Below are 13,202 nucleotides of genomic sequence, written 5' to 3' on the forward strand. Positions count from 1 at the left end.
CCGTCCTCCTTCTTGCACTCGCTCGCCCGAGAGGAGACCCAGCCATGCACCGGCTGACCGACGCGCCCGCGCTGCACACCGAGTTGGAGCGCATCGACTACCGCACCACCCCCGCGTACTACTTCGACATCGAGCACGTCACCGACCCGGTCGTGCTGGAGCTGCTGAACTGCTGCCCGACCGTTTTCGGCATCAAGAAGGCCATCACCGACCTGCTGGCCGGCAACCTGGACATCCCGCTGCCGGAGGCCACCGGAGCCATCGAGCCCGGCGCCACCGTTCGGGGCCACGTGATCGTGGCGCCCGGGGCCGTCATCGCCGAAGGCGCGTTCGTCACCGGCCCGGTGCTGGTCTGCCCCGGCGCGGTGATCGAGGCCGGCGCCCGGGTGCGCGACAACACCGTCGTCGGCCCCGGCTGCCAGATCGGCTTCGGAGCCGAGGTCACCCGCTCCTTGCTGACCGGTGGCGTCTTCATGAAGCACACCAGTTTCGTCGGGGACTCCGTGCTCGGCCTCGGCGTCAACATCGGTGCGTTCGTGTCCACCACCGGCCTGCGGGTCACCTCCGGGCCAGTCACCGAACCGGCCACCGAAGAGGTCTGCGCTCACCTCGACGGCCGGCGAATCGCCACCGGCCAGACGAAGTTCGGCGCGGTGATCGGCGACGGCGTGATCGTTCCCGCCGGCACCGTGCTCCAGCCCGCCACCCTGATCGGCGCGCACACCCTGCTCTACCCGAAGACCCAGGTCGGGGGCTTCTTCCCCGCCGGAAGCCAGGGAAGGTGACCATGCCCACCACCGACACCACCACGACGACCGACCAGCGGGCCGTACGGATCACCGGAGGCCGCCGCCTGGCCGGCACCGCCACCGTCCAGGGCAGCAAGAACATCGCCCTGCACCTGTACGCCGCCGCGATCCTCTCCGACGACCCGCTCACCCTGGTCGGTGCGCCCGAGATCCTGGACACCCTGGTCGTCGCCGACATCCTGCACCGCACCGGCACCCGCGCCACCGTGACCGGAGACGAGTTCGCCACCCGACCGGCCGACTCCTACTTCCCCGTCATCCCGGACGACCTCGGACGGCGCATCCGCACCACCGCAGTGATGGGCGGCGCCCTGCTGGCCCGCGCCGGCAAGGTCACCTTCCCCACCCCCGGCGGGGACGCCTTCTGCGCCCGCTACATCGACCGGCACCTGGCCGCGATGGAAGCCGCCGGGGCCGAGGTCGAGGTGAGCCGGGGCCGGGTGCGGGCCCGCTTCACCGGCAAGCGGCTGCCGTTCATCACCGACGCCGAGACCCGCTCCTGGGGGCCGAGCCTGGGTGCGACGGTCACCGCGATGCTGCTGGCCGCCCGCACCCCGGGCACCTCCGCGATCCTCAACCCCAGTGTGGAGCCCGAGGTCACCCACACCGCCGCCCTGCTCTCGCAGGCCGGCGTCGGCATCGAGTGGCGGGGCAGGACGGCCCTGAACGTCACCGGCACCGACCGCATCCGGGGCGGGGTGTTCAACGTTCCGCCGGACCGGCTGGAGGCCGCCACCCTCGCGCTGGCCGCCGCCATCACCGGCGGCACCGTCCACCTGGACGGCTTCCCGCCGGCCGCGTTCCCGGACGGGCTGGTGTCGGTGTTCGCCGACGCCGGAATCCAGCTCGACCCGCTGGACGGCGGCACGGCCGTCAGTACCCCGGCCGGGCCTCGGCCGGTACAGATGGCCACCGGCCCGCACCCCGGCTTCCCGACCGACGTGCAGCCACAGCTGACCGCCTTCCTCACCCAGGCCGAGGGCACCTCCCGCATCGACGAGCGGATCTACACCCAGCGCGACACCCACCTGTCGGCCTTGGCCGCGTTCGGCGCCGCCGTCAACGCGACCGGCTCGGTCATCACCGTCCGGGGCCGCTCCGCCCTCACCGGCGCCGGCGTGGCCGGGGAGGACATCCGGGCGGTAACCGCTCTCGTGATCGCCGCCCTGGCCGCCGAAGGCACCTCTACGATCCGAGGGATGTATCACCTGCGGCGCGGATACGGCAGCCTGCTGCCGAAGTTGGCCGCGCTCGGTGCCGACCTGACGATCGACCAGGAGTAGCCGTGACCAACACCGTGCCGTGGAAGCCGAACGCGCTCGCCGACCTGCGCGAGTGCCTGGACCTGATGACCGCTGACGGCACCGTGCCCGGCGGAGTCATCGCCCACGGCACCTTCGACAGCGAGCCCGGCTACCTGGCCTCCGGCGTCGTCGCCCCCGAGTGCGGCGACGTCCGGCCGGGGCCGGACACGGTGTACGACGTGGCCTCGCTGACCAAGGTCCTGGCCACCTGGCCGCTGGTCGGTACCTCCCTCATGGACGGCTTCACCCTGGACACCCCACTCCGCGAACTGCTGACCGGCGTCCCGGCCGAGGCTCCCGCCAGCCAGGTGACCGTTCGCCAGGTCCTGGCCCACACCTCCGGCCTGCGGGCCGACACCCGCCTCGACCAATACCGCAACCGCCCCGAACCGCTGGCCGAACTGATCTGCGGAGAGCCGCTGATCGCCGACCCCGGAGCCGGTCACCGCTACATCAACCGCGGATTCATCCTCCTCGGCCTGGCCCTGGCCCACTACCGCTGCCGGCGCCTGGACGAACTCGCAACCGAGCTCTGGCAGGACCTCGGAATGACCAGCACGACCTACGGACCGGTGCCCCGCTCCGCTCAGGTCGCCCCGACCGAGCAGCGGCTGACCGGCGGGCCCCGGCTGTGGGGGATGCCGCACGACGACAACGCTGCCCTGCTCGGCGGAGTCGCCGGCCACGCCGGGGTGTTCACCACCCCAGCCGACCTCGCCACCTTCGCCACCCATCTGCTGTCCTCGCACGCCATCGATGGGCCCATGGGCCGCTGGCTCGCGTGCAGCATGCAGCGGCAGGCCGAGATCGAGCCGGGCCTCGACCGTGGCCTGGCCTGGATCCTCGCCGACGAGGGCAGGGTCGCCTACCACCACGGCTTCACCGGAACCAGCCTCTACCTCGCCCCGACCACCGGCCGCTACCTGGCCATCTGTACCAACGCCGTCTACCACCACCAGGACAACCGCACCCGCCTCGCCCCGTTGCGGACCCTCGCCCTCAAGGCGATCACCGACGAACCCTAGGAGGGCCTACCGTGCCCAGCACCACGCTCGCGTCCCTCACCACCCTGCGGCTCGGTGGCCCGGCCAGCGGCGTCCTGCAGGTCGCCGACCCCGACGACTGGTTCGAACTGGTCCGGACGATCGGCGACCGGCAGGAGGACGCACCCCTCACCCTCGGCCACGGCAGCAACGTCATCGCCTCCGACACCGGCCACGAGGGCACCGTCGCCGTGATGAACACCCGGGGCATCACCGTGAAGCGGGTGGACGACGACACGGTGGCCGCGACCGTCCAGGCCGGCCACCCGCTCGCCGACCTCGTCCAGTGGGCCGCAGCCGAACACCTTGCCGGGATCGAGTGCCTGGCCGGCATACCCGGCACTGTCGGCGCCGCCCCCGTCCAGAACGCCGGAGCCTACGGCCAGCAGGTCTCCGACACCCTCGACCACCTCACCGCATGGGACTGGGACATGGGCCGACTGCGGACCCTGCCCGCCCAGGCATGCCGCCTGCGCCACCGCAACAGCCGCTTCAAGAACGACCCCGGCCGCTGGACCATCCTCACCGCAACGTTCCACCTCACCCGCTCACCGGCCGCCCCCGTCACCTACCAGCCGCTCGCGGACGAACTCGGCGTCTCCATCGGCACCCGCCCGCCCGTCGCCGAGGTGACGTCCGCCGTTCTCGCCAACCGCCACCGCCGCGGACTCCTCCTCGACCCCCACGGTCCCGATGCCCGCCAGGCCGGATCGGTCTTCCTCAACCCACCCGTCACCGCTGCCCAGGCCGCCCGATGGTCGACTGCTGGCTGCCCGGTCCACACCGACAGCGACGGGCAACTGCGGGCCAGCGCAGGCTGGCTACTGGAGCACATTGGTTACCGCCCCGGCTACAAGATCGCAGACGGCATCCGCTGCTCGGAACGCCGCACTCTCACCCTCACCGCCCATGACAGAGCGACCGCGACGGACTTCGCCCAGGCCCTCACCGAGCTCTCGGCGCAGGTCGAGATCGCAACCGGAATCAAGCTTCGGCCCGAGCCGACGTTGGTTGGCGCCTGGGCGTAAGGAGTCGTGCGGAACCAAGACCTCCATGACCGCCGAGACCGTACACCTCCGCACCGCCATCAGCAGCCAAGACGACGGCGGGCACTGGCACTTCGCTCGGGGCACCGACGACCCACCGTTACATGCCCGTTTCCGCCTCAAATGACGCTTCCGCGCCACCGCCAACGACCCGCAGCAGACTAAAGGAGATCAAGTAATCGAGGTGCGGCCCAACCAGCAGATGCAGTCCCTCGGCGTCGTCCAACAGGGCATCCCCATCCTCAGCCAGCCCGCCGAACCCTTCGGTCTCCCGGCCGAACGCGCCGCCGCCCAGACCGTGATCGACGAGCTGTTCGCCGCCGTCGATCGCATCGGCCGCGTCCACTCCTTCGCCAAGGGCATGGGCCTCGCCGCCCCGCAGATCGGCATCCCCCGCGCCGCCGCCCTCGTCCTCCCCCCGACCGCCGGCGCCGAGCCGATCATCCTGCTCAACCCGACTATCACGGCCGTCTCCGACGAGACCGACGAGAAGTACGAGGGATGCCTCAGCTTCTTCGACGTCCGCGGCGTGGTCCCCCGCCCCCTCCGCATGAGCGTCACCGCGACAAGCCTCGACGGCGCCATCACCACAGTCACCTACGAATTCGGCCTCGCCCGCCTCATCGCCCACGAGATCGACCACCTCGACGGCCTGCTCTACACCGCTCGCATGCGCCCCGACGTCCACCCGATCCCGGTCGAGGAGTACCGGGGCACGGGCTCGGCCTGGGCGTACTAATCAGCGAAATGGCGCTGGCCGCATCGAACGCGCTGGAGACCCCTCCAGGACGGGGGCGAGTTCGGGCCGCTGGTCGCCCTCCAACCTCGGAACGCGCCGCAACTGTGGCCCGCGACCCCGCCAGGTCTCGCCGGCGGAATCGACCAGCGGTCGCCCGACTGGGACTCCGGTATTCGCCAGATCGGACAGGGCCGCCAGGTTCTGGCGTGATGCTGTGTGCTTTCCGGCGGCAGGCGCCCTCCTTGGGCGATATTCAGACAACAAAGGTGAGTTGGATACTGCTCAAGCCAGCAGGCCGCGCTTGAACTGGCCGACGTTTCCCCAAGCACCTGAGCGTGGCCAGGAAGCTACCAAAGGTGAGGGTGGCCTGATACCTGATGGCCCCATGATGGCGATCATGGCTAGATGCATCTGCTGACAGCCGACGATGTTTGCCCTACGACTCGCTTCCACGGATCCTGAAAGGCTTTCTACAGGCGATAGTTGGAGGGGTAGGCCTTGAAGCAGCCAGCGCTGCGCGCGGATGATCCGCAGGTTGTCAGGCACACTCGTGACCTGGTCGAGTTCCTACGGGAGTTCGTGCGCAGTTCCTACAAGCCAGTGCGTGACTGTTCGAAATACAAGCAGGTACTCTGGCTTGCCGAATGCCCCGACGAGCTCGTTCCCTCGAAGCTGGCAACCAGCGGGGTGCTGTTCAAGGTCAAGCACTATCCCGTACGACCCGCGCCGACGGTTCCCGACGTGCTGCAAGGTTGGATCGAGCCACAGGACGTGGCCTCCGCGACAACCGGAGACCCGCTTCTGGCTGAGGTAGGACCCGGCCGCGGCTATGCGGAGGACGAGGACGGCAACACCTACGAGACGGACGAGATCGCCAGGGCCGACGCCCTGGACGTGCTGAACGCCTACAGCCGCTGGCTTCCCGAGTGGAAGCGCTGGGCACAGTGCGAGCAGGCCGAAGAGCCGTACCGCCAGCTACACCGCCGCCTCTACCGCATGGCGACCCAGATCCAGCGGGAGGGAGAGGTCTTCGAGGCAGTCCTGAGTACCGGACTGTTGTCCTTGGACCGCGGGAGCAAGAGAGAGCGGGTGTGCAGGCACGTTTTGACGGTCCCCTTGGTGCTGGCTGTGGACCCGGCGACGGTTCACATCACCGTCTCGCTGTCGGACGGCGACAGCCCGAGGCTGGAGGACGGGGACTTCCTGGACGAGACCCACGGCTACACCGCACAGTTGCTGAACGCGCTGCGGTCCCGGGTCGAGGAAGACACCTTCCACCCTCTGTCCACGGATGCCCTGGAGGTGCTGCGTTCCTGGTGCGAGCGGGCTTTCGGCATGGAGCACGCGGCACGCTTCGACGATTCCTGGAGCCGCCCGGACGAGACTTCCCCCGCCGAGCCCAGCGTCTCGTTCACGCCGGCGATCGTTCTGCGCGAGCGTGGCCAGGGGGCGCTGGTCACCTTCTACGACGGCATCGCCCGCCGCTTGGCTCAACCGGGCGCCGTGAGCCCGCTCGGGCTCGCGCAACTGCTGTTCCAGATCGAGCCTGAGGACCGAACGAGCTGGGCGGCTGGAGGGGCAGGAGGTTTCGAGCCCGCGCTCGGACCGGATCCGCTGTTCCCGCTCCCGGTCAACCGAGCACAGCGCGAAGTGCTGAGCAGGCTCCAGAAGGACACTGGTGTCGTGGTCCAAGGACCGCCCGGAACCGGCAAGACCCACACCATCGCCAACCTGATCTCGGCGCTTCTGGCCGACGGCAAGCGGGTCCTGGTGACCAGCGAGAAGGCACAGGCGCTGAAGGTCCTGCGCGACAAGATCCCGCAGAAGCTACGCCAACTCTGTGTTTTGCAGGGAGACTTCAGATACGAGGGCGGCGACGAACTTGGGCAGTCCGTCCGGTCCCTGTCCCATCTCAGTGCCTCGGTGACAACCGATCAGCTCGCCGAAAGCATCGAGGGGCACCAGCAGGACCGGTCGGACCTGGAGAAACTACAGGCCGAACTGCGTGAGGACCTGCGTGATCTGCGGGAGGCCGAGTGGGTTGAGCACCCCGAGTCCGCCGTGGCGCCGGGGTACTCCGGACGGCTCGCAGAGATCGTCGAACTGGTCTCCGGGCGGGCTGCGTCCTACGAGTGGCTTCCCGAGCTGCCAGCAGCTGCGTCTGCTCGTCCGCCGATCACGGCCGAAGAAGCCCAGCGCCTCCTTGGACTTGTGGAGCGTCACGGGTTCGAGGTGCTCACTTCGCATGCCTTCCTGTGTCCTGCCCCCGAATCCATGCCTGCTCCAGCTCGGTTCGAGGAACTCGTGCGAAGTCTGCAGGCCGCTCTGGAGGTGTCAGGCAGCGCGCCCTCGGAAGCGGCGCTGACGATGGCGGATCGAGGAGAGGAACTGATCGACACCGTCATCAGGCTCCTCGACACCGCTGAGCGAGCGCTCCAGCAGGAGGGTCTGCCTGCCGATCCGGAGACGTGGTCGCAGGAGCACTGGCAAACCACCGCACTGGTCGACGGCATGACTGACAAGCGTCAGCAGCTGTGGGAAGGGGTGCGTCGCCACTCCGCCCGTGCCACAGAGGTACGGGACCGACTGCTCGGCATGCCTCTTATGGACGTCGTGCTGCCGCAGGTGTCGCAGACCGAAGAGCCGCACCAGCGGGCGGCTGCCCGCGAGTTCGCGCAGTACCTGAGGACGAACGGCCAGCCGAGCAGATGGGCGCCTAAGAAGCCCTTCCACAAGCAGGCTCGTCCCCTACTGGAGAACTGCCTGGTCGACGGCCGTGTCCCGCGGACGGCTGAAGAGGTGGAGGCCGTGGTCGTACACCTCGAACTGCGGGAGTGCGCGCGGCAGCTCCAAGAGCGGTGGCAGGTGTTCCGCGCACCCAAAGCCGAGGGCGACCCCGAGGCGGTCCTGTCCGAGTTGTTGGACCGCTACACGCTGTTGCAGGCGGTGGACTCGTTTACCGGGGCGGCGCGTGCCGTGCACGACGCTCTGGTAAAGGCCGGGGTGAAGGGGCTCATGGTGCGGTCCCCGGAGCAGTGGAACCAGGTACGCCAGACGGCCGGCCGCGCGCGGCTCGTGCTGTCAGCCAGGCTGGCGGAACGTGAACTCGCTTCCTTGATCGAGTCGCTTCCCAACCCGAGCGGCGCCGATGTACCCGAGTTGGCCGAGGTCCACCGCGCAGCGTCGAACCGTGACGCAACCGCGTACGCCCAGGCGATCGACGCCGTGGGAGCTGCCTACCTGCGGGAGGCCGACCGCAGGCAGGCATACGAGCTGCTCACACAGTTGCAGGAGGGACTGCCCGAACTCGGGCGCGCGTTCGCCGCGTCGCCCACCGACCCGCAGTGGCAAGGCCGGTTCGCCGCGCTTGACCAGGCGTGGTCCTGGCAGCTGGCGAAGCGCTTCATGGACCGCATGCTGTCTCCGGGGCGAGAGCCGCAGCTCGAGCGCGAGCTCGCAGAGGTCGAGGCACAGCTCAAGGGCGTCAAGGAACAGCTCGCTGCGGACCGGGCGCTGCTGCACTGCCTCAGTCGGATGACCACTAGGCAGAAGCAGGCGCTGAGCGCCTACGCCACTGCGATGTCGCATGCCGGACGAGGTGCCACGGCCCAGGGGAAGCGGCATCTGGCCGCAGCCCGGTCCGCGATGCGTGACGCGCGGGGAGCGGTGCCCGCGTGGGTCATGCCACTGCGTCAGGTGGTCGAGATGCTGGATCCGGAACCCGACGCGTTCGACGTCGTCATCGTCGATGAGGCCAGCCAGGTCGGCTTGTCCGGGCTGCTGTTGCTGTGGTTGGCGCCCCGGGTGATCGTCGTCGGCGATGACAAGCAGTGCGCACCGTTCTACACCGGCAACAAGCACGACAAGATCAACCAGAAGGTCGATGAACGGCTGGCCGGCTTCTCCGACTGGCAGCGGGACGGTTTCAACCCGAAATCGAACCTGTACGAGTTGCTGTCCGCTCGCTTCCCCGAGGTCATCCGGTTGACCGAGCACTTCCGTTGCATGCCGGAGATCATCAAGTGGTCCTCGCGGCAGTTCTACCCGGACAACGAGTTGGTCCCCCTGCGCCAGTATGGCGCCGACCGGCTGAGGCCCCTGGAAGTCGTCCATGTGCGCGAGGGCTACTGCGAGGGGACGCGTGAGCGCCTCGTCAACCGGCCCGAGGCTGAACGCCTGGTCGGAAAGCTGCAGGAGCTGATCCGCGACCCTGCGTACGCGGGGCGGAGTATCGGCGTCATCGTCCTGCGGTCCGGTGCGCAGACGCGGTTGCTGGAGGACCTGATCGACGCGGAGATCGGTCCTGAGGCAAGTGAGCGGCACAACATCCGAGTCGGGACCGCCGAACAATTCCAGGGGGACGAGCGGGACGTGATCCTGCTGTCCATGGTGGTGGACGGTGACCACGTCCGGGCGCTAACCGGCTTGAACGACGGCAGGCGCTTCAACGTCGCGGCGAGCCGGGGTCGTGATCAGATGTGGCTCTTCACCTCCGTGACCCCAGATCAGCTGAGTAGCAAGGATCTGCGGCACTCCCTGCTCACCTACATGCAGAACCCGCCGGCCCTGCACCCCGCACCGCCGACATTGGCGACGGTCACTCCCGATGAGAGGTGCGCCCCATTCGACTCCCTGTTTGAGCAGAGGGTCTTCTTGGAGATCAGGCGGCGCGGGTACCACGTCCTTCCGCAGTGGGAGGTCGCCGGTAAGTTCATCGACCTGGTCGTGGTCGGGGAGAACGCGCGGCTGGCCGTGGAGTGTGACGGCAGCCCTCACCACGCCAGCAGCAAGAAGCGCCAAGAGGACTACGAGCGTGAACGAGACCTGCGGCGTGCGGGTTGGACGTTCTGGCGAGTGCGCAGCAGCGAGTTCGCGCTGGCGACCGACCAGGCTCTCGCCCCCCTGTGGCGCAAGCTCACAGCGCTCGATATCCGGCCGGGCGCGGCCGAATTCGAACAGTTTGCCTCTGATGGGGCGAGCACCTGGAACCCAGTCGCCTTGTCCGACGAGGCGCAGGACGCGGACGTTGATGACGAAACGACCGATGCCGGAGATCTGTCCGCCGATGATGCCCAAGGAGACCTGACATGAGCCAGTCGTTCGACGAGAGCATCCTCATCGAGATCGCCTATTTGATTTGTGGCGACGATTCACCACTGCTGTACCGCAAGGGCTACGAGATCGCTGAGTTCCTGCGGCGCGCGAAGTGGGAGGACGTCCCCGACCCCGATGGCACATCGCGGCACCAGTGGACGCTCGACCTGCTTCGCGAACGCCAGGAGGAGGGCGAGGGCGATGCCCTGAAGGCAGTGCTGCGACTTGCCGACCAGCGTGAGTACGTTGGCCAGCCGCGCGAGTACAAGGCCACTGTCGCTCGACTCGACGAGGTTCTGGCCCTGGAAGGGTGGCGCATCGGCTACGCGGAGGGACAGCCGGTCCTCGTACCGGTCGAGGCCGACGCCGGCGAGTCGGTGCGGATGCCCAGGGTCGAACTGCAGGTCTCCGTCTCGCAGGTAATCAGCGACCCAGCGTTGGCAGCGGCGGTCCAGACCAGGCTCGACGAGGCGCACACGTGTTACGAGCACGGTGCATACACGGCAGCTGTGATCATGCTGGGCAGTCTCCTGGAGGGGGTTCTCGTGCACGTCGCCCAGGTGCGTTCAGTTGCTCGGACGCTGAGAAAGCGACCGGAGGACATGGGCCTGAAGGAGCTCGTCGAGCTCGCACACGACAACGGTTGGATCGAGCATGACGCGAAGCTCGCTTCGGAACTCGTGCGGCATTACCGCAACCTGGTGCATCCGACGGCGGAACGACGAACCGGACACGGGCCCAACCGCGACACGGTCGACATGTGCTGGCCGGTAGTCAACGCGGCGCTCAACGACTTGGCCGCCACTGCGTCGGCCGCACCCGCCCGGCCGGCCACTTCGGCTCTGGCCACCTCCGAGACGAACCGCCCAACCCCAGCAACCGTCGCCCGACCTCGACGTCCTTCCGCGCCGGCCAACGGACGGGCGAGCCGTTCGCGTAGTGGGGCAGGGCCCACACAACCGACGACGAATCCTGGATAGCCCGCAGGCCCGAATCGGACGCGTCGGCAATCTCGACATGCCACTTTGGTAGGTGGCCGCCGCAAGCGCGGTCGAGGGCTATGGCTTGGTTGCAGTTCTGGTTGCATTCACCCCCGTCCGGGGGCGTTCAGCGCCCGACCGGCGAGTCATTCCGCCGCAGGTCAGGACGCCTACGACCGTCCCCGGACAGCCGGACGAACATTTGGAAAGCGTGTTGGGGGCAACCCCTCACGAGTTCGAATCTCGTATCCTCCGCCTCTGCCCGACAAGGCAGTTGAAGGCCCCGACCGGGTTCCCGGTCGGGGCCTTCTTCGTGTCGTGGTCTCAGTTTTGGTCTCAGTTCGTCGGCACCGGGTGAGCAACTGCCCCGGACCGCCCCGGCGGCACCGCAGCCCCGGAGACCCGACCACTGCCACGCAGATGATCCCCACCTGAACGGGTAGCCGCATGGTTCGAGGAGCTGCAACGGGAAGCAGGCGAACCACCGTGGAGAGTCACCTCGGCCCAGCAGCGGTTCGCCGTCACTGCCAGCTCGATTTCACCGCCGGAGGTGGAACGTCCCCCGTCAGCGAAGGTAGGGCGTTCACCCGCCGAACCCTGTCCGGTTGGCATCTCGCCCCATCCGTTCTCGGCGACGACGTCCAGCTCATCGTCTCGGAACTGCTCACCAACGCCGCCAGGTACACGGCGGGCCCTCTCGCACTGGATCTGGACCAGAACGGCCCGTGCCTGCGCATCACCGTGACCGACCCCCAATCCGGCAGCACGCTGCCCGACCCCGGCACGCATCAACCGACCCGGGTCGGCGGCCACGGCCTGTTCATCGTCGACCGCCTCGCCCTCTGCTGGGGCACCCTCGAACGACGGCGACAAGGCCGTATGGGCCGAACTCCTCGTCCCCTCCGAACAACCACCGCCATCGCCTTGAAACCCCACGCCGCAACACCGATCCGCGGGCGAAAACTCGACCCCGCGTTCCGCGGTGTGCCCCAACAGCGGATCCTCAAGTCAGGCATGGCAAAAGCGGAATCTGGGTTCATACTTGTGGTATGTCGGATGAGCGAGAGCCGCGAACGAGCTGGACGTTCCTGACGCAGCACGCGCGTGTGCTGTTGATGATCTCGCGGGATGCGGACGTCCGCTTGCGGGACCTGGCCGCGATGTGCGGCATGACCGAACGGGCCGCGCGGGCGATCGTCACTGATCTGGAGAAGGCCGGCTACCTGACCCACTCCCGGCACGGACGCCGCAACCGCTACCAGGTAGTTCGCGGCACGCACTTCCGTCATCCCGCCGAGGGCCACCACGAGATCGCCGGGCTGCTGGCCCTGTTCGCCGACCTCGCCCCTGACCTCGGCCACCAGCCAGCGACCACCACCGGTGATCATCATGATGAGCATCCGTGAACCCGCGTCGTCCCACCCACTCGCGCCCCTCCGCACCTTGTGCGCATCCCGGCCCCCAGGCCACCGCCCCCTCCCGTTGAGGAGGTGAGTCCAGTGCCCAACACCATCGGATCCACCCGGCACGAGTGCCCCGACCCCCTGCGCGTTCCCGCTCCGCACCTGCGGATCACCACCACGAAGCTCCCCGGGACGGCCGTGATCGTCCGCCTCGACGGCGAAGCGGACCAGGAAGACCGCCGCAAGCTGGACGACGTCCTCTCCCGCGCTCTCCAGGACCGCCCACCGCGGCTGGTCATCGACCTGGCCGGCCAGGCCTTCTGCTACTCCGTGTGCCTCAACGCCCTCCTCGCCGCCCGTCTGGACGCGAGGGCCGCAGGGGTGGAAATGGTGCTGGCCGCCCCGCCGCCCCAGACCATGCGATTGCTGGAGATCACCGGCACCGACGAACTCTTCGCCGTCCGGAGCAGTGTGCGCGCCGCCCTGGCAGGCGCCAGGTAGGTCGGGTGAGGAGCTTCGGATGGACACTCCGTCTCGCTACGCGGTGACCCTTCCGGGTGTGCCCGGCAGGCACAGTCCGCTCGAGGTCGTCGTCGTTCATGCCACGGACGAGGTGACCGCGGACGGGGCCCCGGTCTACGCGGACAAGGCCGGCACCTTCCGCGTAGAGATCATCGGGGAGACGGCCCGACCGCTCGCCGAGCCGACCGGACAGGGACGGCACACCTGCCTGCACGCCACCCCGCTGCCCTGACCTCGCCGCAGTTTCGCTCCGGGCGTGGCC

At 68.6% G+C, this 13,202-nt stretch carries 11 protein-coding genes; all 11 read left to right on the top strand.

Going from position 1 to position 13,202, the window contains the following annotated elements; genetic code table 11:
* Positions 1–44 precede the first annotated feature (44 nt).
* Entirely contained in the window at positions 45–785 is a 741-nt protein-coding gene (locus tag RMN57_RS18930; RefSeq protein WP_313764531.1) for a hypothetical protein, read from the top strand.
* Positions 786–787: 2 nt separating this feature from the next.
* Positions 788–2,092 (top strand): UDP-N-acetylglucosamine 1-carboxyvinyltransferase, encoded by a 1,305-nt coding sequence (locus RMN57_RS18935; protein WP_313764532.1) that lies wholly within the window; start codon positions 788–790, stop codon positions 2,090–2,092.
* Between the two features lie 2 nt (positions 2,093–2,094).
* On the top strand, positions 2,095–3,138 hold the full coding sequence (locus RMN57_RS18940) for a serine hydrolase domain-containing protein (protein ID WP_313764533.1): 1,044 nt from the start codon (positions 2,095–2,097) through the stop codon (positions 3,136–3,138).
* Between the two features lie 11 nt (positions 3,139–3,149).
* The gene (locus RMN57_RS18945) at positions 3,150–4,184 is read left to right on the top strand and encodes a UDP-N-acetylmuramate dehydrogenase (protein ID WP_313764534.1); all 1,035 of its coding nucleotides are present in this window, start codon (positions 3,150–3,152) and stop codon (positions 4,182–4,184) included.
* 202 nt (positions 4,185–4,386) lie between these two features.
* Positions 4,387–4,941: a peptide deformylase gene (locus RMN57_RS18950; RefSeq protein WP_313764535.1), complete on the top strand. Its 555-nt coding sequence runs from the start codon at positions 4,387–4,389 to the stop codon at positions 4,939–4,941.
* A gap of 498 nt (positions 4,942–5,439) precedes the next feature.
* The gene (locus RMN57_RS18955) at positions 5,440–10,032 is read left to right on the top strand and encodes an AAA domain-containing protein (protein WP_313764536.1); all 4,593 of its coding nucleotides are present in this window, start codon (positions 5,440–5,442) and stop codon (positions 10,030–10,032) included.
* Positions 10,029–11,015 (top strand): hypothetical protein, encoded by a 987-nt coding sequence (locus RMN57_RS18960; RefSeq protein ID WP_313764537.1) that lies wholly within the window; start codon positions 10,029–10,031, stop codon positions 11,013–11,015. Before RMN57_RS18955 ends, RMN57_RS18960 begins: the two co-directional genes overlap by 4 nt.
* A gap of 447 nt (positions 11,016–11,462) precedes the next feature.
* Positions 11,463–12,107, top strand: a complete 645-nt coding sequence (locus RMN57_RS37085; RefSeq protein WP_380237786.1) for an ATP-binding protein — start codon at positions 11,463–11,465, stop codon at positions 12,105–12,107.
* Entirely contained in the window at positions 12,065–12,421 is a 357-nt protein-coding gene (locus tag RMN57_RS18965) for a MarR family transcriptional regulator (protein ID WP_313764538.1), read from the top strand. The genes RMN57_RS37085 and RMN57_RS18965 overlap by 43 nt, the downstream gene beginning before the upstream one ends.
* A gap of 93 nt (positions 12,422–12,514) precedes the next feature.
* The gene (locus tag RMN57_RS18970; RefSeq protein ID WP_313764539.1) at positions 12,515–12,919 is read left to right on the top strand and encodes an STAS domain-containing protein; all 405 of its coding nucleotides are present in this window, start codon (positions 12,515–12,517) and stop codon (positions 12,917–12,919) included.
* Between the two features lie 19 nt (positions 12,920–12,938).
* Entirely contained in the window at positions 12,939–13,172 is a 234-nt protein-coding gene (locus RMN57_RS18975; RefSeq protein WP_313764540.1) for a DUF6296 family protein, read from the top strand.
* Positions 13,173–13,202 lie beyond the last annotated feature (30 nt).

This window comes from Kitasatospora sp. CM 4170 (assembly GCF_032110285.1).
In the GTDB taxonomy this organism is placed as follows: Bacteria; Actinomycetota; Actinomycetes; order Streptomycetales; family Streptomycetaceae; genus Kitasatospora; species Kitasatospora aburaviensis.